Source organism: Bradyrhizobium liaoningense, assembly GCF_018130955.1.
Classification (GTDB): domain Bacteria; phylum Pseudomonadota; class Alphaproteobacteria; order Rhizobiales; family Xanthobacteraceae; genus Bradyrhizobium; species Bradyrhizobium liaoningense_C.
Genome location: NZ_JAFCJM010000008.1, coordinates 1 through 21,796 on the forward strand (window position 1 = coordinate 1; position 21,796 = coordinate 21,796).

Sequence of the window (21,796 nt, forward strand, 5' to 3'; positions counted from 1 at the left end):
ACCGAACCGCCGTATACGGACCCGTACGTACGGTGGTGTGGGAGGGGCGGAGCTGAGAGGCTCCCCCCTATCCCGATTTGGGGCACGGGCGCAAGCCACACATCCGCTGTCGTCCCGGCGAAGGCCGGGACCAATACCGCGTGATCTATCGATGAAGAGAGATCGCAGTACCGGACGACAAGTCTTCGCCAAACTCGGTCCTGTGGTTATGGGTCCCGGCCTTCGCCGGGACGACACCTTCTACGCCTTGAAATACGCAATCTGCGTCGTGGTCGCGAGCAGGCGGCCGTTCGGCGACCAGAGTTCGGCCGTCTGATCGCCATAGCTTCTGTGAAAAATCCTCGCGTCGGCGGTGGCGAGCACGCGGGTGATATCCTCGGTCGCAAGCTCGTCCGCATCGCTGTGGAAATAGGTGGTCAGCGACACCGTGCCGAACGGCACCAGCTCGCGCCGCGCATGGAAGATGCGGCCGAAGAACGCGTCCGACATCGACATCAGCGACAGCATGTCGAGCGTGCGCGGCGAGCGATCGCCGATCCAGACTTTTGAGTAGGCGCTGTCAGGCCCGGCTTTCATGCCGCCGATCCGCATCTCGCCCTCGACGAAACGGAATTCATACTGGTTGGCCCAGCTCGCTGCGATCCTGGGAAACGGCAGCGTCTCTTCGAACGGTTTTGCGTCCGGAAATTTGGCCACCTGGTGCGACCAGGATGGGCGGCGCTCGGCAAACACGGCGGTCGCCAGCGTCGCGACCTCGCCGCCGTCCTGCGAGAGCTCGACGCACCAATGCTGGCTGGAGCGGTTGGCCTTCACCAGCCGGACGTCGAGATCGAATGCGCCCTTCGCGATCGGCGCGCAATAGTTGACGGTCATCGACAAGGGATCGCCGGCCCGCTCCGGGTGGTCGATCAGCGCGCGCAAAATGGTGGCGGCGGTGGCGCCGCCGAAGGGGCCGACAAAAGCCCAGTAGTCGTCGCTGGTGTGGCCCTGCCAGCGGCTGTCGCCGGCTGTGACGCGCGTGGCTTCATCGAAAGGGTGCGGGAGTTTGGCGTGCATGCTTTTTTCCGACTGAAGTCATTCCGGGGTACGTCGCAGACGTGAACCCGGAATCTCGAGATTCCGGGTTCGGTCCTTCGGACCGCCTCGGAATGACGATCGTCATATCACACGCGTCGCAGCCTTGTTCAATAACCTCGCTGGTAATCGACCGGCTTCCGCGCCGCGGAAAAATCAGCCGGCAGCGCCGCGCACGTCGCGTTGTGCTGGCGTGGCCGGATGCACCGGCACGTTCCAGATCTCCTCGGCATATTCGCGGATGGTGCGGTCGGAGGAGAACCACGCCATGCGCGCGACATTGAGGATGCTGGCCCGCGTCCAGGCCGGCACCACCTGCCAGCGCGCATCGATGCTGCGCTGCGCATCGTAGTAGGAATCGAAGTCGGCGCTGACCATGTAGTGGTCGAGATAGCGCAGCGCATGCGCGATGGACTCGAAGCGGCCGGGATCGCCGGGCGAGAACTCGCCACCGCCGATCGAATTGATGGCGCGCGAGAGCTGCGGCGATCGGCGGATCACGTCGGCCGCATCCAGGCCCTGTTTGCGGCGGATCATCACGTCGCCGGCCTCCATGCCGAAGATCGCGATGTTCTCCGCGCCGACATGGTCGCGGATCTCGATATTGGCACCGTCGAGCGTGCCGATGGTGATGGCGCCGTTCAGCGCCAGCTTCATGTTGCCGGTGCCGGAGGCTTCCATGCCGGCGGTCGAGATCTGCTCGGAGAGGTCGGCCGCGGGAATGATGACTTCAGCGAGGCTGACATTGTAGTCGGGAATGAAAGCGACCTTCAGCTTGCCGCCGATCGTGGGATCGTTGTTGACGACCTCGGCGACATCGTTGATCAGCTTGATGATCAGCTTGGCATATTTGTAGCTCGCCGCCGCCTTGCCGGCGAAGATTTTTACGCGCGGCACCCAGTTGCCGTTTGGATCGTCCTTCATCGCCTGGTACAGCGCGACGGTCTCGATGATGTTGAGGAGCTGGCGCTTGTACTCGTGGATGCGCTTGATCTGTACGTCGAACAGCGCGTTCGGATCGACCTTGATGCCGAGCCGCTCGCCGATCAGCCGCGCCAGCGCGGCCTTGTTGTGCAGCTTGACCTCGCGGAACTTCTGCTGGAATGCGTTGTCGCTGGCGCGCGCTTCCAGCAGCGTCAACTGCGTCGGGTCGTCGAGCACGGCGTCGCCGCAGGTTTCGCGCAACAGCTCGGTCAGCTTCGGGTTCGCCAGCATCAGCCAGCGGCGGAAGGTGATGCCGTTGGTCTTGTTGGTGATGCGGCCGGGATAGAGATGGTTGAGATCGTGGAACACGGTCTCGCGCATCAGGTCCGAATGCATCGCCGAAACGCCGTTAATGCGGTGCGAGCCGACGAAGGCGAGCTGGCCCATGCGCACGCGCCGGCCGCTCTTCTCGTCGATCAGCGAGACCGAGGCGCGGAAATCGATGTCACCGGGGCAGCGCGCCTCGGCCAGCGCCAGATGCTGGACGTTGATGCGGTAGATGATCTCGAGATGCCGCGGCAACAGCCGCTCGAACAGCTCGACCGGCCAGGTCTCCAGCGCCTCCGGCAGCAGCGTGTGGTTGGTGTAGGAGAGGGTGGCGACCGTGATCTTCCAGGCCTCGTCCCAGCGGAAATTATGGAGATCGACGAGGATCCGCATCAGCTCGGTAACGGCGAGCGACGGATGGGTGTCATTGAGCTGCACCGCGACCTTCATCGCGAGGCTGCGGAGCTGGCCGTCGGAGGTCAGGTGCCGCTTGACGAGGTCCTGCAGCGAGGCGGAGACGAAGAAATATTCCTGCCGCAGTCGCAGCTCGCGGCCCGCGGGGCTTTCGTCGTTCGGATAGAGGAATTTGCAGATCGCTTCGGCGCGCGCCTGCTCGGCGCTGGCGCTGACATAGTCGCCGGTGTTGAAGGCGTCGAGCTTGAGCGGATCAGGCGAGCGTGCCGACCACAGCCGCAGCGCATTGACGTGCTGGCCGCGCCAGCCGACGATCGGCGTGTCATAGGCGATCGCCTGCACCGTCTCGGCCGGATGCCAGATTGCGCGGTCGCGGCCCTTCTCGTCGACATGCTCGACGCCGCCGCCGAAATGGATGTGATAGACCACCTCCGGCCGCTGCAATTCCCAGGGATTGCCGAAGCCGAGCCATTCGTCCGGATATTCCTGCTGCCAGCCCTGATTGATGATCTGCCGGAACAGGCCGTAATCGTAGCGGATGCCGTAGCCGATCGCGGGGATCGACAGCGTCGCCATGCTTTCCATGAAGCAGGCGGCGAGGCGGCCCAGGCCGCCATTGCCGAGCGCGGCATCGGGCTCGCATTTTCGAAGTTCGGGGAGAGAGACTCCGAGATCGCCGAGCGCGACCTCGAAGATCTTGAGCAGCCCCATATTGTTCAGCGCGTCGGTGAAGAGGCGGCCGATCAGAAATTCGAGCGAGAGGTAGTAGACCCGCTTGCGGCCGGCGTCGTAGCTGCGCTTCTCGGCGGAGAGCCAGCGATGCACGATGCGGTCGCGCAGCGCGAGCGCTGCGGCCTGGTACCAGTCGTGCCGGGTCGCCATGCCGGCGTCCTTGCCGATGGTCAGGCGCAGCTTCGTCAGGATCGCGCTCTTGATCTCCGCCAGCGCCAGTTCGTCGATCGGCTGCCCGGGGGCGAGAAAGGTGTGCTCGAAGGTAGAATCTTGCAAAGCCGTCACATCCTGGTCCTGGGAAGACAACACTTACGCGCCCTGACCCTACCCGCCTTGCTCTGGGATCGGAACCATCGCAGGCGCGGCCGTGCACTGCATTGATGTAAATTTATGCAAGGAATGGGCCGCTTTGGGAACCCGGATGGCCCCGGAGAAACGCCGATTTGATGCTACACTGGCCGCGGTCCAGCCATCGTCGGGGAGGAATAACCTCATGAGATTGATGATCGAAATCGCGGCCGCCACCCTGCTCGTCGTCTGCATCAGCGCCTCCAGCGCCGCCTTCGCCGCCGGCACGACCGGCCGCAGCGCCGACGGCCTCACCTGCTCCTTCTCCGTCCCGCAAAACGCCACTCCAGCCGCCCGCTGCGCCGCCATCAAGCGCCAATGCGGCGGGAAGTTCTACGCGAATTATTGCGGCGACAAGATGCTGTCGGCGGTGAATTGAGGGGGCAAGGCTCTCTCCACATCGTCGTCCTGGCGAAAGCCAGGACCTATTACCCCAACTATCAGAGAAGGCCCGAGCGGTCTTCCCAATCGGGATTTTCCCTCTCGATCAGTTCGATCTTCCAATCCCGCTTCCAGAACTTGAGTTGCTTCTCGCGCGCGATGGCCTCTTGAGGTGTGGTAAATCAACGTGGACAAGGCGGAAGATCTTGTACTTCTGCACGAACTTCGAGCCGCGCCCTGTGCGATGCAGGTCAAGCCGCGCGCGAATGTCATTGGTAACGCCGATGTAGAGCGTGCCGTGGTGGCGGCTCGCAAGGATGTAGACGTAGTAGCTGCCTGCGCTCATCGGTGGCTCAAGCTCGCAAAGACAACGCTGACCGGGGTAATGGGTCCTGGCTTTTCGCCAGGACGACGTTTCCGCACAATCAGATTGCACCATCGGAACAAATTAAGAACACTTTAGCAAGTCTTTGATATATCATTGTGATTCGGTGCGTTGCCGACACAATATCTAGCGTCTGTCCGATTCCGCGAGGACTACATGTCCACCATCGCCTTTGATCAATTTGCCCTCACCCGGATCGCCGACTTTGCGCGGTCGCTATCGCTTCTGCATCAGGCGGCGCGCCGTTACGCGGTCGACGACGACCAGTTCGACCGCGAGTTCAACGCGGTGTGCCAATCGATCTGGGGCTACACCATCGACGACATCAGCGACGATCTGTTCTCGGCGGAGGACCATATGTTCCTCGACACGCTCGACGAAGCGCATGCGCGCATCTTTGCGGCCGAGCAGGGTTATGACCTCGTCGACGAGGCGGGCATGCTCACGGACTGGTGGGGCTTTTGCTGGATGATCCTCGCCGAGAAGCGCGGGCTGCTCACGCCTGATAACCGCGCCGCGGCGCGCGCGGCCATCGAGGAGAAATATCTGGCGGCGCCGAACGTGATCGGCGTGATTATTGGCAGGTGACGCGAAGCGTCATTCCGGGTTCATCGCTGCGCGATGCCCCCATTGCGCACTTGCGCAATGTGGAATGACGAACTCAAATCAATCCAATCCCGCCCGCTTCGCCGATTTCGGCGCCGGCGTCTTCGGCACAGTCACATCGGGCAGCGGCTCGCGAACGATCTCGGTCGGCGCATCGGCCGCAAGTGTCTCCGCACGCACCGGCGCGACCTTCATCTCGCCGAGCCGGGCACGCACTTGTGCCGTGAGGCCGGGATAGGAAGCGACCGGCGTGAAATCAGCGGCCTGGTCGTTGCCGACGCGGATGCCGGTATAGGCCACGAGGCCGTCGGTGGTCGCGATCACGTCGCCGGCCTTCAGCGAACTGTCCAGCGCGAGGTCGACCGGGGCGAGGCCGGCAGGCTCGCGACCGTTGCAAGTGCAGTCCGCGCGCAGCGCTTTGCGGAATGCGAAGGCGTTCTCGCTGTCGGCGTAACGCTCGCCGTTCTGCGCATAGGCGCCGTCGATGCTGGAGCCGAAATAGATCTTTGTCGCGCTGGCGGGGCAGAACGCCTGACACATCTGTGCCGGCGACGCCATGCCGCGCGTCAGCGGAAAATACTTGCCGTCGCAGGTGCGCACGCAAAACGCAGGTCCTGAGCCGCCGGCGGTCCGCGTCGGTGGAATGTACGATGATCCGACCGGCTGGCCGACGAAGGCGTTGGGATCGGTGTAGGCGCTCGCCTGAGGCACCTCGCGTTGCGGGCGCTGCTGCTGCATGCCACCGAAGAAGAAGTCGAACAGGCCCTCGGCCGAGACGGGCGCCGGCACGATCAGGAGCGGCGCGACGAGGGTGGCGGCAACGAACATCGCGCGACGCCGCCGGCGCGCAGGCACAAACTGTGTACGCAAAGCTCACTCCACCCGACGCAACGCACCCAGCCGAGACCAGCATGTCTCAGCTTCAAGGTCACAATAAGACGCGATGGTAAATGAGCGGTCACCAGAGAGGCTTTCGCCTCGCCCCGCTTGCGAGGAGGAGGAGAGGAGTTTCTACCCCTTCAAAAACTCGGACGCCTTGTAGAGCGAGCGGAACGGCAGGCCGGCCGCGCCAAAAGTGTCGTTGGCGCCTTCCTCGCGGTCGACCATGGTCAGCACCAGCACCACTTCGGCGCCGGCCTCGCGCACGGACTCCACCGCCTTCAACGCCGAGCCGCCAGTGGTGGTGACGTCTTCGACGATCACGACGCGCTTGCCTTCGAGCGTCTCGCCCTTGGCGAGCCCCTCGATCGCCAGACGCGCACCGTGCTCCTTCGGCTTCTTGCGCACGAAGAACGCTGCGATCGGATGGCCCTTGATCCAGGAGATCTGAGCAAGGGCGCCCGCAAGCGGCACCGCGCCCATCTCGAGACCGCCGATGAAATCGAGCTGGTCGTCCTTCAGCGCCTCATAGGTGAGCTCGGCGAGCAGCGTCGCGCCCTCGGGGTCGAGCATGGTCGGCTTCAGGTTGAAGTAGAAATCGCTCTTGCGGCCCGATGCGAGCGTCACCTCGCCGCGGCCGAAGGAGCGGCGGCGGATGATTTCGAAGAGGCGGGCGCGAGAGGCAGATTTCGACACGGTGGTCCCTCGGGGGCTTTGCTGGAGGAGGCGGAATTTATCCGTCGTTGCGCCGACATTCCAGAGGGGAGGATGCCCGTCAACAAGGCATCGGCCGCGCGGGGAACGACGATCCGCCATACCGGCCCGCCGGTTGTAAGGCCGCAACTTCCTGGGGTAGTTGGGTGGGCGAAATGGGGGAGGACAGAGAATATGACCATCGCGCTCCACACCTGGAACACGCCGAACGGCCGAAAAATCTCGGTCGCGCTCGAGGAAATGGGGCTGCCCTACAAGGTCATCCCGGTGAACATTACCAAGGGCGAGCAGATGGCGCCGGAGTTCCTCAGGCTCAGCCCGAACAACAAGATTCCTGCGATCGTCGACCCCGAGGGGCCGGACGGCAAGCCCGTCAGCGTGTTCGAATCCGGCGCGATCCTGCTCTATCTGGGCGAAAAGACCGGCAAATTCCTGCCGAAATCGCTTGGCGAGCGCATTCCCGTCTATGAATGGCTGATGTGGCAGATGGGCGGGTTCGGCCCGATGCCCGGCCAGGTGCATCATTTCATTGCGCTGGAGAACGAGCAGGACCGCGCCTACGGGTTGAAGCGCTTCATGGCCGAGACGCGCCGGCTCTATGGCGTGCTCGACCGCCGCCTCCAGGCCCGCGATTTTGTCGCAGGCGACCTGTCGGTCGCCGACTTCGCCATTCTGGGCTGGGCCTGGCGCCATCCGCGCCACAAGGTGGAGCTTGCAGACTTCCCCAACGTCAAGCGCTGGTACGAGACCCTGATGGCCCGCCCGGCGGTCAAGCGCGGCATGGAAGCGAAGCTGGATTGAGCTCTTACCCTCCGGGGAGGGCAAGACGAGCTCACACCCTCTTCGCCTCGACCGCCATTCGCACCGCGAGCCCCGCCAGCACCGTGCCCATCAGCCAACGCTGGATCAGCATCCAGCTCGGTCGCGCTGCGAGGGCCAGCGCGATCGACCCTGCGGCGAGCGCGATCATGGCGTTGACGCTGACGCTGATCGCGATCTGGATCGCGCCCAGCACCAGCGACTGCGTCAGCACGCTGCCGGCGCTGGGATGGATGAAGTGCGGCAGCAGCGCCAGATAGAGCATCGCGATCTTCGGATTGAGCAGGTTGGTGACAAACCCCATCGCGAACAGTTTTCGCGGGCTGTCGATGGCGAGCTTGCGCACCTCAAACGGCGAGCGGCCGCCGGGTTTCACCGCCTGCCAGGCCAGCCACAGCAGATAGCCCGCGCCGGCAAGGCGCAGTGCGTCATAGGCAAAGGGAATGGCGAGCAGCAGCGCGGTGATGCCGAAAGCCGCGCACAGCATGTAGAACACGAAGCCCAGCGCGACGCCGCCGAGCGAGACGATCCCGGCCCCTGGCCCCTGGGTTATCGAGCGCGAGATCAGGTAGATCATGTTCGGCCCGGGCGTCAGCACCAGACCAAGACAGACGAGGGCAAAGCCGAGCAGCGCAGGCGCGTGGGGCATCGGTGGATCCGTGCGGGAGGTGCCACGGTTCTATTATGCGTAGCGTTGTGCCGCCATCGCGCAATTGCACGGAGGACAATTCAGTCGCATGCGCGGTCGCTAAAGCGTGACGGTTTTAGGTTGAATCGTCGTCGCGCTTTAGCTCGTTGTTCGAGCATGATCTCCGCGCAATCGCGTTCCGCGTTTGTCGCGAGGGAAAACCGCTGCGCACTTTTCCGGATCATGCTTTAGGAGGCCTCGGCCTGCACATTCCTGATGAATACTGCAAATCTCTCCATTGCCGCACGCAGAGGCTCGGCAAGGGCCGGATCGGCGACAATGCTATGCTCGTCATGGGCACCGCCGAGCAGAGGCAGCGTCGCGCAGCCGTCCTTGGCGATCCGGGCCGACATGGTCTCCAGCGTCAGCGTCAGCGCCGCCAGCGCATGTGTCGCGCGCGGCGACGTATTGATCAGGGCGACAGGCTTGCCCGGAAATTCATGGCTGCCGACGAGCCAGTCGAGCGCGTTCTTCAGGACGCCGGCGACGCCACGGGCATATTCGGGGCTCGAGATCAAAATCCCGTCCGCGTTTCCGATCGCCTTGCGCATTGCCTCAACCGGCTCTGGCACGACGTCGCCGTCGAGGTCCGGATTGAAGAAGGGTAAAGCCGCAATTCCATCGAACGAGAAGACCTCGACCCCGGCGGGCGCGAGATGCGCTGCCGCACGGAGCGCGGCCGTGTTGCTCGAGCCGGCGCGCAAGCTGCCGGAGATCGCGGCGATCCTCATCTGGAAGCCCCTGGCTCTCAGTGCGCCTCGTCCCAGTTCTTCGCCGCGCGCGCATCGACATGCAGCGGCACCGAGAGCAGCACGGCCGGGAAGGGCGCGTCCTGCATCACGTGCTGCACGACGGGCAGCGTCGCCTCGACTTCCGCATCGGGCACCTCGAAGATCAACTCGTCATGCACCTGCAGCAGCATCTGCGCCGAGAGTTTCTTTGCGGCAAGCGCGTCCTCGACCCGGGTCATGGCGCGGCGGATGATGTCGGCCGCGGTGCCTTGCAGCCGCGCGTTGATCGCGGCGCGCTCGTTGAAGGCGCGCACCGAGGCGTTGGACGCCTTGATGTCGGGGTAGTGGCATTTGCGACCGAACAGCGTGGTGACATAGCCGTGCTGCCGGCAAAACTCGCGGGTCTCGTCCATATAGGCGCGGATGCCGGGGAAACGCTCAAAATACTTCTTGATGTAGGCGGACGCCTCTTCCCGCGCGATGCCGAGCTGGTTGGCGAGGCCGAAGGCCGAGATGCCATAGATGATGCCGAAGTTGATCGCCTTGGCGCGGCGGCGGATTTCGCTGGGCATGCCCTTGATCGGCACGCCGAACATTTCGGACGCCGTCATGGCGTGAATATCGAGCCCGTCCTTGAACGCCTGCTTGAGCACGGGAATGTCGGCGATCTCGGCGAGCAGCCGAAGCTCGATCTGCGAATAGTCTGCCGACACCAGCTTGTGGCCCGGCGTCGCGATGAAGGCGCGGCGAATCTTCCGGCCGTCCTCGGTGCGAACCGGGATGTTCTGCAAATTCGGCTCGTTCGACGACAGCCGGCCGGTGGTGGTCGCGGCCAGCGCGTAGGTCGTATGGACGCGATGGGTCTGCGGATGGACGTAATTTGGCAGCGCGTCGGTGTAGGTCGACTTCAGCTTGGAGACCTGGCGCCACTCCAGAATCTTCTTCGGGAAGTCGTGGCCCTGCTCGGCGAGCTCGTCGAGCACCTGCGCCGTCGTCGACCAGGCGCCGGTCTTGGTCTTGGTGCCGCCCGGCAGGCCCATCTTGCCGAACAGGATGTCGCCGATCTGCTTTGGGCTGCCGACATTGACCGGCTCGCCCGCGATCTCCTGGATTTCCGCCTCGACCCGCGCCGCGGTCTGGGCGAAATCGCCCGACAGCCGCGACAGCACCTGCCGGTCGATCGAGATGCCGCGCCGCTCCATGCGCGCGAGCACGCTTGTGAGCGGCCGCTCCAACGTCTCATAGACGGCGGTCATGTGCTCGGCCACGAGACGCGGCTTGAGCACGTTCCACAAACGTAAGGTGACATCGGCGCGCTCGGCGGAATGCTCGGTCGCCTTGTCGATCGCGACCTGGTCGAAGGTGAGCTTGTTCTTGCCGCTGCCGACGAGCTCGCTTTCAGCCAGCACCGCGTGCCCGAGCCAGCGCTCGGCGAGTGATTCCAGCGCGTGCGAGCCGCGGCCGGCATCGAGCACATAGGAGATCAATTCCGCGTCGTCATGATTGCGCAGCGTGATGCCGGCCTGCGCCAGCAGCACCGCGATGAACTTGGCGTTGTATCCGACCTTCAGGATGCCCTTCGACTCGAGCACGGGCTTCAGCGCCGTGACGGCCGCTTCGAATTTCATCTGGTCGGGTGCGAGCCCGGCATCGAACAGCCCGGCGCCGCCGCCCGGCTGCTTGTGGGCCAGCGGAATGTAGGCCGCGTCGTTCGGGCCGAGCGCCAGCGCGATGCCGCAGATATCGGCCTGCATCGGATCTTCCGCGTTCGCCTTGACCTCGATGGCGACATGGCCGGCGTCGTGGATGCGGGCGATCAGCGCCTTGAGCTGATCCGGCGTCCTGACGGTCTGATACTTGGTGCGGTCGATCCTGGCCTTGCGCGCAGCCTCGGCGTGTGCTTCGGCCAGCGAGACCGGCGTGCCCTTGAGGCTCGCGCCCTTGTCTCCCTTGTCGCCGCCCTTTGCGCTGGCCGCAGGGGCCGCAAAGAGATCGCCGGAGGCGCCGGCCGGTTTGGCCAAGGTAGCGGCGGACGCAGCGCCGCTGCGAGCCTCGCTGCTGTTGGTCGCGTCGGCCTCGACATTGGCGGGATCGATCTGCGAATAGTCGGCGACCCGGCGCGTCAGCGTCGTGAACTCCATCGCCTTCAAGAAAGCGATCAGCTTGCGCGCATCGGGCTCGTGCACCGCAAGATCGTCCAGCGGCACGTCCAGCTTCACCTTGTCGTCGAGCAGCACGAGCTGCCGCGAAATGCGGGCCTTCTCGGCGTTCTCGATCAGCGCCTCGCGCCGCTTCGGCTGCTTGATCTCGCCGGCGCGGAACAGGAGCTGTTCGAGGTCGCCATACTCGACGATCAGCTGCGCCGCGGTCTTGATGCCGATGCCGGGGACGCCAGGCACGTTGTCGGTGGAATCGCCGGCCAGCGCCTGCACCTCGACCACCTTCTCCGGCGGCACACCAAACTTCTCGATCACCTCTGATATGCCGATGCGGCGATCCTTCATGGTGTCGTACATGGTGATCTTGTCGTTGACGAGCTGCATCAGGTCCTTGTCGGAGGACACGATGGTCGCAATTGCGCCGCGTTCGCTGGCCTGCCGCGCATAGGTCGCGATGAGATCGTCAGCCTCAAATCCCGCCTGTTCCAGGCAGGGCAGGTCGAACGCTCGCACGGCCTCGCGGATCAGCGCGAACTGCGGGATCAGATCATCAGGTGCCGGCGGCCGGTGCGCCTTGTACTCAGGATAGATCTTGTTGCGGAAGGTGACTTCCGACTTGTCGAACACGATCGCGAGATGGGTCGGCCGGTTGTCCGCGGGCATGTCGCGCAAGAGCTTCCACAGCATGTTGCAGAAGCCGAGCACCGCATTGACCTGCAAGCCATCGGACTTGCGGTTGAGCGGCGGCAGCGCGTGATAGGCGCGGAAGATGTAGGAGGAACCGTCGACCAGGAAGACATGGTCGCCCTTGCCGGCGGCTTTCGCGGCGATGGGCGCTGCCTTGGCAGGTTTGTTATCGGCCGCCTTCGGAGCAGCAGCCTTGGTGTCAGCTTTGGCGGGGGGCTTCGGGGAGGTTTTTGGCATGGCCGCAATGTATGAATTTTTGCGGGCTTTGACAGCCTTGGGCGGAGGAATTTCGAGCTGATTCCCACACTCAAATCGTCGTCCCGGCGAAGGCCGGGCCCCATACCCACAGGGAGATTTTTGACGAAGACTCGGAGTCATCTCCCGCCATAACCCAATCCTGGGGATATGGAAGCAAGGGCTTTTTCTCGGGATTTTTGCAGTGTTTGCTTGGCCGGGCCCCAATAGGCCCTTTGCTCATATGGCGCCGGGGCTGAAACACCGCGACACGGGCCGACTCTATCTCAGCATGTGAACCTGTAGCGGCACCACCCGCAAATTTAATGCTTGGGCCTTTTCGGTGGCACCTTTGTGTCAGGCGCGCCGAGTTCTTCTGACAGAGCAGAGCCTTATGCCTGCCATTGTCGGACCACCCAACAATAAGTGTTGGTTTTCATTGAAGAATTGCTGTTGACGGTGTCCCGCTCACTTTGTTCGGATCGCCGCTGATCAACCGTGTCCTGCGGGAAACTCTGAGAGAGGTCAGTGATGATCACCACGGCAAAAACCGACGACGTCATGCGGTCCGCCGCGACCGTAGCGGAGCAGCCCGAGCCGATGCTGAACGAGGCGCAGGTGCTGCAGCTCATCCCGGTGGCAAGGACCACGTTGCATCGGATGATCAAGAAAGGGACGTTTCCGAAAGGCGTCTACGTCTCGCCGAATCGCGTGCTGTGGCGCGCGAGCGAGGTGGCACGCTGGCAGCTTACGGTCAACGAGCGTGTCCCGAACCGTGGCCGTGGTCCGGGACGTCGCAAGCGCGTCGCCCGCGAGCAGGCGGGGGCGCAGTCATGACCAGCGAGTATTTTCAGACAAGTATGAAAAAGGGTCGCGGTCGGTCGCAGCGGTCAAAAGACCTGATCCAAGCCATGTACGACATCGTCGAGGAGGCTCAACCGATCACCGGGCGCGGTGTCGGCTACAAACTTTTCTCGCGCGACCTGATCCCATCGATGAGCAGGAACGACATGCAAGCCGTCTACCGGCTGCTGAAAGAAGCCCGTGAAGAAGGCTCGATCCCGTGGGATTGGATCGTCGACGAGACCCGCGAGCTGGAGCAAGTCTCAACCTGGGACGACCCAGCGGCCTTTGTCCGTTGTGTGGCCCGTTCCTATCGGCGCGACTTCTGGATTCAGCAACCGCAACGCGTCGAAGTCTGGAGCGAGAAAGGCACCGTGCGCGGGGTGCTGCAGCCGGTGCTTGACGAATATGGCGTCGGCTTTCGCGTCATGCACGGGTTCGGCAGTGCCACCATCATCAACGATGTGGCGCAGCAGGATGATGACGGCCGTCCGCTGACCATCCTTTACATCGGCGATTATGATCCGAGCGGGCTTTATATGTCGGAGGTCGACATTCCCGAACGGCTCAAACGTTACGGCGGCAACCATGTCTTCGTCCGGCGGATTGCACTGCTTCGCCGCGACTGCGATCGTCTCGGCAGGCGGCCTGCCTTCAATGTGAAGGAGAAGAAGAAGGACCCGCGCGCGCCGTGGTTTCGCAAGACCTATGGGCAGCTGTGCTGGGAGCTGGACGCGATGGACCCCAACGATCTGCGTGCCCGCGTCGACGTGGAAATTGGGATGTATATCGAACCTGACGCTTGGGAACGTTGCCGGGTCATTGACCAAGCCGAGCGCGAATCCCTGCGCCATGTTCTGGACAAGTGGAATCAATGACCACACACCAGCCCGGCCTTGGAAGCCGGGCTTTTGCATTTTGGGCTGAGGGGCGACAGCGAGAGCGAAAAGGAAATTCCAAAATGGAAGGTGAGAACGCCGTCAGGCTAGACGAACAGGGGCGATGCCCTGTCTGCAACGAAGCGCCGCAAGTCAAGAAATACACCAGCGAGCGCGTGTGCCCGAAGTGTCAGCGCGCGTTTGATCCCAAGACCGGCGAGCAAGTCGCAAGTCTCGCTTGGGATCGTGTACGCGATTCATCGCCACCCAAGTTCAAACATGCACTAGGGCCGAAATGGAAAGTTTGAGCACCTGATGCGCGAAACCCGCCCAAAAGCGGCTTGGCTCGCGGGCGGGTTTCAACAGATCAAGAGCGAAAAGGGCAATCGATCATTCCGGGCTGGGAGACGATCCAATGCGTCGACAGTCTAACTCTGCGAGCGCCGCGCAAGCAAGCCGCGACTTTGACAACTGGGTGGATCGCGCCCGTGCCGTCACGCTGGAAGATGTGCTGAGACTGCGCGGCATCTCTCTGAAGGGCAAGAATGGCAAGCTTGCCGGGCCATGTCCGCGCTGCGGTGGCCGGGACAGATTCTCTGTCAACTGCAGCAAGCAAGTCTTCTTTTGTCGCCACTGCGATCAGGGCAATGGCGGATCGATCAGTCTCGTCAAATTCATCGACGACTGCGACTTCCTGACGGCCGTCGAGTCGTTGACCGGCGAGCCGCCGCCAAAACGCGATCACAGGGAAACCGACGACGAGCGCCGCGCCCGTGAGCAGCGCGCCATTGAACGGCGCGAACGGCTGGCACGTGAGCAGCGCGAGCGTGAGATGCGCGAAGCCGCTGAGTTACGCGACAAGATTCAATACTGCGATCAGCTCTGGGCCGAGACGGTGCCGCTGCCGCTGGAAGCCATCGCGTATTTCGCGCGGCGACGCATCCATCTCGATGATGTACCCGATCAGGGCGGGCTGCGCTTTCATCCGCGCTGCCCATTCGATGGCGTGATCCTACCGTGCATTCTCGCCCGCTTCACCGATGCGGTGTCCAACACACCGGGCGGCGTCTGGCGTCGTCCGCTCAGTGGCGAGAAACCGAAGTCGTTGGCGCCAATCAAGGATCACGTCATCCGGCTATGGCCGGATGAGTACGTCACACTGAGCCTGACAGTTGGCGAAGGCGTCGAGACGACATTGGATGCCGCCACCAAGAAGCAGCATCGCAATGCGCTGCTGCGCCCGGCGTGGGCGTGTGGACATGCCGACAATCTGCGCAACTTTCCGATTCTCAGCGGCATCGAATGTCTGACCATTGTCGCCGATGCTGACGCCAGCAGCACGGGACAGGACGCCGCGCGCGCGTGCGCGAAGCGATGGGCGGCGGCAGATCGCGAAGCCGACGTGCTAATCCCCGACAAGATCGGCACCGATTTCAATGACATTGAGTGAGCCGCGTTATGAACGAGCAGTTTCACGGTGAGCACTACGGGCCGTCATCGTCGTCGGGAAACAGCAATGCCGGTTTCCGCTGCAGCACGCTCGCCGAAGTGCACGACGTCTTTCGCCGCTGGCTGGGCGATGACTATGACATGGATAGCCTGGATGCCGTGCTGGCTGTCGCCGCAAGCGAGCGTTTGCCAGGCGATCCGGCGTGGTTGCTGGTGATCTCGGGCAGCGGCAACGCCAAGACGGAAACCGTGCAAGCCGTCGCCGGACTCGGTGCGCATATCATCTCGACGATCGCCAGCGACGGCGCGTTGCTGTCGGCATCGCCCAAGCGCCAGAAGGCCAAGGACGCGACGGGCGGATTACTGCGCGTGATCGGCAAGCGCGGCATTCTCGTGATCAAGGATGTCACGTCGATTCTGAGCACAGCGCGCGAAATTCGTGGCGCCATCCTCGCCGCACTGCGCGAGATTCATGACGGCCGTTGGGTGCGCAACGTCGGCAGCGACGGCGGGCAAACGCTAATCTGGGAAGGGCGAATCGTCGTGATCGGCGCGTGCACGACGGCATGGGACGCAACACATTCCGTTGTCGCCGCGATGGGCGATCGTTTCGTGACGATCCGTCCGGACTCACGCAAGGGCCGTCTCAACAACGGACTACGTGCGATGCGCAACACCGGCAGCGAGACTGCGATGCGTCACGACATGGCGGAAGCCGTGGCCGGGCTCGTCGGCAACATCGACGTAGACAAGCCGTATTGCTTGACCGCTGACGACGAGACGAAGATCGTTGCAGCAGCCGAATTGGTGACGTTGGCGCGGACTGGCGTCGAGACCGATTATCGCGGCGACGTGCTCGATGCCCATGATCCGGAAGCGCCGACCCGGCTGGCCAAGCAGTTAACGCAGATCATGCGCGGCGCGATGGCGATCGGCATGTCGCACGGTAATGCACTGCGTCTCGTCATCCGCTGTGCGAGAGATTCGATGCCGCAACTGCGGCTGGCTGTGCTGTGCGACGTAGCGAAGCATCCGGACTCGCCGGTGATCGAGATCAGGCGACGGCTGCAGAAGCCAAGGACAACCATCGATCGGACACTGCAAGCGCTTCATATTCTGGGCTTGCTGGTTTGCCGCGAAGAAGAGCGGGCACGCGGCGGGCAGATCGTGCAAGTCCGCTTCTACAAGCTGGCGGATGACATCAGCATCGACCCGATCACAGTTCCTGTCCGGAAAAGTAAGTAGATATATAGTCAGATAGTAAAATAAGGGGCTTCATACGGTTACTTACTTTCCCGGACAGGACGCGTTTTGGCGCGGCAAATAAAGAAAACTTGTATCGGCACAATGACTTGAACTCGATAACGAGGGTTCCATGCCCGGCCGTCACCTGCCCCGCACGACGCGCCTGAAACTTCGCCATGGCGTCAAGGTCTCCGTCCATCGCGGCTGGCCGCCCGGCCGAGTGCCCGCCGAGAGCCGTGCGCCGGACGATCCGAAGCGATCGGGTTAATCTGACGGACGAACAGAAACAGCTCCTTAAGGTCATCTACGACGGCCCAACGAAGGAGCATGTCGTGCAGGGCGATCTCGCCGCCTATCTGGCGCTGACGACGATCTGCGGCCCTGCAACAAGCGAGCGTTATGTGCGGTTCGCCGTCGATGATGCTACAATGTGGCAAGCGGCTTCACCCGAATTGCAGGGAGTTATCGGCCGCGATGCAAAGGGCCGTCTCTATTTTTCTGGCAGAGCCGTCCTGACAACATAGGTGATTTCGATGGCTGGCATCATGAAGCGTGCTTGGTTCAGTGCGGCGGAGCGAGACCGGCGCATCGTTTCGTCCGTGCTGGGCGATAAGCAGCTTGCGCTGATGGACAAGGCGAATGCCGAAGTCGACGCCTTGCTGCGCAGGCGTCGTGCGAAGGCCAAGGCTAACGCCTTGCTGCGCAGGGTTCGTGCGAACGCCAAGGCTAAGGCCAAGGCTAAGGCCTTGTTGCGCAGACTTCGTGGTCGCACGGCGAGGGCCAAGGCTAACGCCCTGCTGCGCAGACTTCCTGGGAGCTAAGCAGACGCTATCAGCGTTCAATTGGTAGGGGATTGATCCGATGGCAAGCAACAAAGAAGACCAGACGACTGCTCCTCCGCTCTCGAACATTACGATGGCGCAGGCTACCGAGCTGCGCGCCGAGATCACGCGGCTTCATGCTGAGCTGCATCAAGCCAGGATCGATCTGCATCGAACCACAGACGAGCTGAATCAGAAGCAGAAACAGATCGACGACAATAAACGGGCATACGACGGCTGGCGTGTCTCCGTAGATCGGTTGCAGGAGGAGCTGCTGGCCGTCAGAGAGCGCAACATTGAGCTGCGAGACAAATTGCTGGCGGTACATCGAGCCGTGAGTGAGTAGGCAAGCAAAAATGACGCGCGAAGAACTTGCAGAAATGGATCGACAGAACGCTGATTGCGATCTCTTGCTGCGCCGGATGGGCGAGCGCCGCATTGCAAGCGGCGACGACGATGATATCCGGCGCACCAACTGGATGCCGTCGCATCGCTCGCGTCGAGAGCAAGGTACGACGGTTGACAAGCGTGTCGTTGAGCAGATGGTTCGCGAGATGCAGTCCCCGCAGCATAGTCAAGGTTATGTCGAAGGCTGGACGCGTTTTGTCGACCAGTGCATCGATCGGCGCGACCTGCTCGACAAGGATTTCCACGACAAGTTCGTCGACTGGTACACCAACATGCTCGCCGAGGAAGTCGGTCGGATCGAGCGCGGCATTAGAAACGATCTTGTCCAACGACAAGATACCGAGATCGCCGCGTTGCGCGCCGAGGTTACGGTGTTGCGCGCGCAGGTCAGTGAGCTGGTCGACATCACGCAAGGGTTGGCGGCCGACATCGCCGAACTGCAAGCCGATATGGGTGATGCGATGGATCGATCCGGCAATGTGACGAAGTTGAGGAAGCGCAATGCGGCTGCCTGACTTGGAACGGTTTTGTAGGATTTATGAGGATACGCGCCGGCGCGTTGCGGCTGGTGAAGCATATCCGTTCATCGAGGATCGGTTTCGGCTTGGTGTGCTGCTCGCCTTGGTGCGGCGCGTGGTCAGCCATTCACACGGACTGACCTATGACCAACGGCTCGCGTTGTCGAACGAACTGCTAGGAGCAAGTGACGAGATCTCGCATCGTCGGGATTGACCGATAGGTTCTCGGTCAAGGCGGCCAGGCGCGGTTACCAGAGCGCTGCAGCAATAAGGAACGCGTCGATGGTCTACGATGAGGTTGAGAGATGGCGAGGTTCCGCGCGGTGGCGGCGACGCGTGCGGTTCCAGTTGGCCACCAACCCCCTTTGCCGAATGTGTGCCGAGCAGGGTGTGGTAGCGAGTGCAACAGTCGTCGATCACGTCATCCCGCATCGCGGTGATCAGCAGTTGTTCTGGTTCGGCGACTTGGCCTCCCTATGCGCCAGCCATCATTCGAAGGACAAACAGCAGGCCGAAACGAAGGGCTACACGACCGCGATCGGCGCAGATGGTTATCCGACCGACGTGCAGCATCCGTTCTATCGAGCAGGTTGTGCAGAAACAAAAAGACACCCGGGGGGCGAGTAATCCGTTTTCGCCACAACCCAGAGTTTCACGCGGCGGGGCGACCAAATCGTGCTAAACATCCAGTTTCCCCGAGGCTCAGCCGGTCACCGCTAAAGGCCAAAACGATGAGAAACCGAGGCCGAAAATCGATCGCATCGCTGACGACACCGCGTCCAACCGGCAAGTCACCGCGATTGAATCCGCCCGCATGTCTGACGACCGCCGAGCGCGCATTGTTCGTTGAGCTGATCGAGTCGACGGACGAAAGACATTTCGTCAAGAGCGATTTGCCGACGCTGACCTGCTACGTGGAGGTCGTCGCACTGGCGCAAAGTCTGGCTCACAAGTCGAAGCAGCGTGCGGAGTGGCGCGAGGCTGTCAAGCTGCAAATGGCATTGGCGCGATCGTTGCGGCTCACGGTGCAGTCTCGCACCGATCCGAAAACGATCGGCAGGCGCATGCCTGACGTGATCCTTGAACGGCCGTGGGAAGATGACGACATGAGCCCGCGCCATGACAACTGATCGCAAGGCCAAGTTCTTCGCGCTGATCGCGCGCGCCAATCGCATCGGCGCGCTGTTGCCGACGAACATCGAGGACATCGATGTCGACGATCCCGTTGTCATTGCCGAGCTGAGGGTGATCTTGGCCGAGTTCAACGCGGCGCTTGCGGCCATCGCGGCGTTTCCGCCCGGCGCGGCCTGAATAAATAGGAACGTCCGCTGAGCATGACACTTGCCGTTCATGCATACCGCGCGCGAGCTGTTCGCCCGCGCCGCAGACCTAGAGCGGCGCGCTAAACAGGCGATTGATCCGTCGACGACGCTGACGTTGCTCGCAGCTGCGCAGAACTTGCGGCGGGTCGCGGCGCGGCTGAAGCGGATAGAGGACGATCCGATATTCCGGATGTATGTTGGGCGGCGTGAGGATTGAGCCGGATGGCGGTTTGGCTTGGCCGTTTGATGGCTTTGTGAAATCATCAAGACGGAAAAGGAAATGATGAGCACCACAGAAGATAAATATCCTCGGGGCACTGCGGTTCATGAGGCTGGTCATGCCGTCGTCGCATGGTCGCTTGATTTGCCAGTCGGCGCGATCTGGGTCAGTGCCGATGATGCGAGTGGCGGCGCGCAGATCGGTCGGGCGGATCACCTCAAGCTCGAAGAGCAAATTGCCGTCCGTTGCGCGGGCGGCATTGCGGAGGAGGTCTTTGAATGCTCAAACCATGAATTCGCAACATTCAACGACAACGTGGCCATCATGGCATTACTCGACGAACACGGGGTCACCGAGGAGAACGGCGGCGCGGCCATACGAGCACAGGGCTATGACATTGCGGCGGCCAAGCTGGGGGTGAACCGGGCTAAGGTGCTGGCTTTAATCGAGCAACTTGTGGAGCACGGCAGAGTGGAGCCCGCTGCTTTCCTAATCCTGATGAACGATCCCCATCTTTAGAGTCACATTCACCGCCGATCCCGACCCGCCCGCTCCGCCGCATTCATCGTCGTGTAGGCCTTCGCCAACGCTTCCTCGCCGTGCTTCTGCTTGAACGCGGTCGACGTGGATGCTGTAGTCGCGGACGCCAATGACGCGTTTGGTGAGCATTCAGGCCACTCACCCTAGCTCCGCTAGAATCCGGTCGCGTTCCTGCTCGTGGAGCCTTTGCGTCTGTCGCATGGTGTAGAGCACGGCCAGAGCGCCGGTCGTGTCGTGGCCATCACGATCCAACTCGGCGACCAACGCCTCTTGTTTTGCAAGATGGGCTTCGCCTTTCGCCACGTGGCGCTCGGCAATCGCGAGGTGTTGCAGGAGAAGGTCGCGGTTCATGGCTTGCCTTCTGCCGTCGCTCTGTTAACTGCCCCGCAGCGGAATAGCTAGACGATCAGGACGGCTGATGTTTCCGGACTTCTCCCGCTTCATGTTCAAGGCCGCTGCGTGCTCTTCGCTGAGCTGGCGCTGAACCAAGCTAGCGGCCCAGCCCTCCGGGATGATGTCGAGCACCGCGCTTACGGCTTCATCCTGAGGCGTCGCGGCGAGCCAGATTTCGGGGACGCGATCGTCCGGTGTGACCCGGACCAAGCAGACTCCGGGCTTGCGTTGCATGATCCTACAAGTGCCTCAGCTGGGTTTAGTTTCTTGAAACTGCGCCCACCCGCGATCGGAGATGCGGTAAAGCCCTTGGACGCCCGTGGTGTCCGGCCCCTCGATCAGCCCGCTCTCGATCTGCTGCGCCAGCAAGGCCCGGAGTTGGCTGGCGCCGCCAATCTGGCCGTTGAGCGCAAAGTGCACCTTCGCGATATCACCCCAGCGCAGATAGCGTTCGTTCATTGGTTGATCCTTTTCGTGAACGGCACCCGTCGACGTTAGCGCTAGGCCGTCCCGGACGTCGAGACCATTGCGCGGCTCGCCGGGGCTCAATTGCGCGGATCGGGGTCATGAGAGCGCTTAACCGTGGCAAGGCGGCGCGCGGTGGCACGGCGCAAGATAGCGCGGGTCTACAGGATCGTTCGGTAGCAAGGGGCCGCCTCGTAGCGACCCCTGGCGGTCGAAATGCTTGTTCGGAATGAAATGTCCAGCCCCGGCAACGCCTAGCTTTGGTGTCTGCCGCCGGTTCGATCACTCTCGGGAGACTACTGGTCGTAGCATCATCTCCTGAATTTCGACCAGCCCCGCGCGCCTGCACGATCAGATTTTGCGTCGCCACGACCAGCTGAGCCATCGATCTCGTCGGCGCGCATCCCTGTGCGGCTTGTTGCCGACCCGGCGCTGCGATTGGCCGTCCAGCTCGCGTAGCCGGTCGATCTGCATTCGGAGGAGCGCCGGTAGCTCAGGCTCGTCTCTCAGGTATGCTCGTAGTCGTTCGCCAATCTCTTGAGAGATTGCCCGGCTGTGTACATGGTCGATATCGATGCGGTTTCGCATAACG

The 21,796-nt window shown here is 62.5% G+C and carries 27 protein-coding genes and 1 pseudogene; 17 read left to right on the forward strand and 11 right to left on the reverse strand.

Annotation, left to right across the window (positions count from 1 at the left end; translation table 11 throughout):
• Positions 1 to 240: 240 nt before the first annotated feature.
• The gene (locus JQ632_RS08730; protein ID WP_212401898.1) at positions 241 to 1,056 is read right to left on the reverse strand and encodes an acyl-CoA thioesterase II; all 816 of its coding nucleotides are present in this window, start codon (positions 1,054 to 1,056) and stop codon (positions 241 to 243) included.
• 174 nt (positions 1,057 to 1,230) lie between these two features.
• The gene (locus tag JQ632_RS08735) at positions 1,231 to 3,756 is read right to left on the reverse strand and encodes a glycogen/starch/alpha-glucan phosphorylase (protein WP_409363475.1); all 2,526 of its coding nucleotides are present in this window, start codon (positions 3,754 to 3,756) and stop codon (positions 1,231 to 1,233) included.
• A gap of 208 nt (positions 3,757 to 3,964) precedes the next feature.
• Between JQ632_RS08735 and JQ632_RS08740 the strand changes: the two genes are divergently transcribed.
• The gene (locus JQ632_RS08740; protein ID WP_212401900.1) at positions 3,965 to 4,198 is read left to right on the forward strand and encodes a hypothetical protein; all 234 of its coding nucleotides are present in this window, start codon (positions 3,965 to 3,967) and stop codon (positions 4,196 to 4,198) included.
• A 61-nt stretch (positions 4,199 to 4,259) separates the two neighbouring features.
• Here JQ632_RS08740 and JQ632_RS08745 read toward each other — a convergent pair.
• Positions 4,260 to 4,546 (reverse strand): annotated as a pseudogene (locus JQ632_RS08745) (GIY-YIG nuclease family protein).
• Positions 4,547 to 4,741: 195 nt separating this feature from the next.
• Here JQ632_RS08745 and JQ632_RS08750 point away from each other — a divergent pair.
• Positions 4,742 to 5,173, forward strand: coding sequence for a hypothetical protein (locus tag JQ632_RS08750; protein ID WP_212401901.1), 432 nt, complete (start codon positions 4,742 to 4,744; stop codon positions 5,171 to 5,173).
• A gap of 78 nt (positions 5,174 to 5,251) precedes the next feature.
• Here JQ632_RS08750 and JQ632_RS08755 read toward each other — a convergent pair whose 3' ends face one another.
• Together JQ632_RS08755 and pyrE are read right to left on the reverse strand one after the other, a co-directional pair.
• Positions 5,252 to 6,019, reverse strand: coding sequence for a DUF2865 domain-containing protein (locus JQ632_RS08755; RefSeq protein WP_212402087.1), 768 nt, complete (start codon positions 6,017 to 6,019; stop codon positions 5,252 to 5,254).
• 183 nt (positions 6,020 to 6,202) lie between these two features.
• Positions 6,203 to 6,766 carry an orotate phosphoribosyltransferase gene (gene pyrE, locus JQ632_RS08760; protein WP_212401902.1) on the reverse strand — a complete coding sequence of 188 codons (564 nt, stop codon included), beginning with the start codon at positions 6,764 to 6,766 and terminating at the stop codon, positions 6,203 to 6,205.
• Between the two features lie 192 nt (positions 6,767 to 6,958).
• On the opposite strand from pyrE, the gene JQ632_RS08765 reads away from it, so the two are divergent.
• Entirely contained in the window at positions 6,959 to 7,585 is a 627-nt protein-coding gene (locus tag JQ632_RS08765; RefSeq protein WP_212401903.1) for a glutathione S-transferase family protein, read from the forward strand.
• Between the two features lie 31 nt (positions 7,586 to 7,616).
• Here the strand turns inward: JQ632_RS08765 and JQ632_RS08770 are convergent, their stop codons facing one another.
• The 3 genes from JQ632_RS08770 to polA form a co-directional block, all read right to left on the reverse strand.
• A complete protein-coding gene (locus JQ632_RS08770) occupies positions 7,617 to 8,252 on the reverse strand; it encodes a LysE family translocator (RefSeq protein ID WP_212401904.1) in 636 nt (211 codons plus the stop codon).
• A gap of 227 nt (positions 8,253 to 8,479) precedes the next feature.
• On the reverse strand, positions 8,480 to 9,022 hold the full coding sequence (locus JQ632_RS08775) for an NADPH-dependent FMN reductase (protein WP_212401905.1): 543 nt from the start codon (positions 9,020 to 9,022) through the stop codon (positions 8,480 to 8,482).
• A gap of 17 nt (positions 9,023 to 9,039) precedes the next feature.
• Positions 9,040 to 12,105: a DNA polymerase I gene (gene polA / locus JQ632_RS08780; RefSeq protein WP_212401906.1), complete on the reverse strand. Its 3,066-nt coding sequence runs from the start codon at positions 12,103 to 12,105 to the stop codon at positions 9,040 to 9,042.
• Between the two features lie 528 nt (positions 12,106 to 12,633).
• On the opposite strand from polA, the gene JQ632_RS08785 reads away from it, so the two are divergent.
• From JQ632_RS08785 to JQ632_RS08850, 14 genes are all read left to right on the forward strand, one after another.
• Complete coding sequence (locus JQ632_RS08785) at positions 12,634 to 12,939, forward strand: AlpA family transcriptional regulator (protein ID WP_212401907.1); 306 nt, start codon at positions 12,634 to 12,636, stop codon at positions 12,937 to 12,939.
• Positions 12,936 to 13,823, forward strand: a complete 888-nt coding sequence (locus JQ632_RS08790; protein ID WP_212401908.1) for a hypothetical protein — start codon at positions 12,936 to 12,938, stop codon at positions 13,821 to 13,823. The genes JQ632_RS08785 and JQ632_RS08790 overlap by 4 nt, the downstream gene beginning before the upstream one ends.
• 415 nt (positions 13,824 to 14,238) lie before the next feature.
• Positions 14,239 to 15,273 (forward strand): toprim domain-containing protein, encoded by a 1,035-nt coding sequence (locus tag JQ632_RS08795; protein WP_212401909.1) that lies wholly within the window; start codon positions 14,239 to 14,241, stop codon positions 15,271 to 15,273.
• An 8-nt stretch (positions 15,274 to 15,281) separates the two neighbouring features.
• Positions 15,282 to 16,517: an ArsR family transcriptional regulator gene (locus tag JQ632_RS08800; protein ID WP_212401910.1), complete on the forward strand. Its 1,236-nt coding sequence runs from the start codon at positions 15,282 to 15,284 to the stop codon at positions 16,515 to 16,517.
• A gap of 236 nt (positions 16,518 to 16,753) precedes the next feature.
• Positions 16,754 to 17,041, forward strand: coding sequence for a hypothetical protein (locus JQ632_RS08805; RefSeq protein ID WP_212401911.1), 288 nt, complete (start codon positions 16,754 to 16,756; stop codon positions 17,039 to 17,041).
• 9 nt (positions 17,042 to 17,050) lie between these two features.
• Positions 17,051 to 17,338: a hypothetical protein gene (locus JQ632_RS08810; RefSeq protein WP_212401912.1), complete on the forward strand. Its 288-nt coding sequence runs from the start codon at positions 17,051 to 17,053 to the stop codon at positions 17,336 to 17,338.
• A 40-nt stretch (positions 17,339 to 17,378) separates the two neighbouring features.
• Entirely contained in the window at positions 17,379 to 17,684 is a 306-nt protein-coding gene (locus tag JQ632_RS08815) for a hypothetical protein (protein WP_212401913.1), read from the forward strand.
• Between the two features lie 10 nt (positions 17,685 to 17,694).
• Entirely contained in the window at positions 17,695 to 18,261 is a 567-nt protein-coding gene (locus tag JQ632_RS08820) for a hypothetical protein (protein ID WP_212401914.1), read from the forward strand.
• The gene (locus JQ632_RS08825) at positions 18,248 to 18,478 is read left to right on the forward strand and encodes a hypothetical protein (protein ID WP_212401915.1); all 231 of its coding nucleotides are present in this window, start codon (positions 18,248 to 18,250) and stop codon (positions 18,476 to 18,478) included. Before JQ632_RS08820 ends, JQ632_RS08825 begins: the two co-directional genes overlap by 14 nt.
• Positions 18,479 to 18,546: 68 nt before the next feature.
• Positions 18,547 to 18,891 (forward strand): HNH endonuclease, encoded by a 345-nt coding sequence (locus tag JQ632_RS08830; RefSeq protein ID WP_212401916.1) that lies wholly within the window; start codon positions 18,547 to 18,549, stop codon positions 18,889 to 18,891.
• A gap of 212 nt (positions 18,892 to 19,103) precedes the next feature.
• The gene (locus JQ632_RS08835; protein ID WP_212401917.1) at positions 19,104 to 19,394 is read left to right on the forward strand and encodes a hypothetical protein; all 291 of its coding nucleotides are present in this window, start codon (positions 19,104 to 19,106) and stop codon (positions 19,392 to 19,394) included.
• The gene (locus JQ632_RS08840) at positions 19,384 to 19,575 is read left to right on the forward strand and encodes a hypothetical protein (protein ID WP_212401918.1); all 192 of its coding nucleotides are present in this window, start codon (positions 19,384 to 19,386) and stop codon (positions 19,573 to 19,575) included. Before JQ632_RS08835 ends, JQ632_RS08840 begins: the two co-directional genes overlap by 11 nt.
• 30 nt (positions 19,576 to 19,605) lie before the next feature.
• A complete protein-coding gene (locus JQ632_RS08845) occupies positions 19,606 to 19,803 on the forward strand; it encodes a hypothetical protein (RefSeq protein ID WP_212401919.1) in 198 nt (65 codons plus the stop codon).
• Between the two features lie 63 nt (positions 19,804 to 19,866).
• Positions 19,867 to 20,325 carry a hypothetical protein gene (locus JQ632_RS08850; protein ID WP_212401920.1) on the forward strand — a complete coding sequence of 153 codons (459 nt, stop codon included), beginning with the start codon at positions 19,867 to 19,869 and terminating at the stop codon, positions 20,323 to 20,325.
• A gap of 159 nt (positions 20,326 to 20,484) precedes the next feature.
• Here the strand turns inward: JQ632_RS08850 and JQ632_RS08855 are convergent, their stop codons facing one another.
• Genes JQ632_RS08855 through JQ632_RS08865 form a run of 3 tightly spaced genes read right to left on the reverse strand, consistent with a single transcriptional unit; the run spans position 20,485 to position 21,198 of the window.
• On the reverse strand, positions 20,485 to 20,697 hold the full coding sequence (locus tag JQ632_RS08855; RefSeq protein WP_212401921.1) for a hypothetical protein: 213 nt from the start codon (positions 20,695 to 20,697) through the stop codon (positions 20,485 to 20,487).
• A gap of 24 nt (positions 20,698 to 20,721) precedes the next feature.
• Positions 20,722 to 20,949 (reverse strand): hypothetical protein, encoded by a 228-nt coding sequence (locus JQ632_RS08860; protein ID WP_212401922.1) that lies wholly within the window; start codon positions 20,947 to 20,949, stop codon positions 20,722 to 20,724.
• Positions 20,950 to 20,988: 39 nt separating this feature from the next.
• A complete protein-coding gene (locus tag JQ632_RS08865; RefSeq protein WP_212401923.1) occupies positions 20,989 to 21,198 on the reverse strand; it encodes a hypothetical protein in 210 nt (69 codons plus the stop codon).
• Positions 21,199 to 21,796 lie beyond the last annotated feature (598 nt).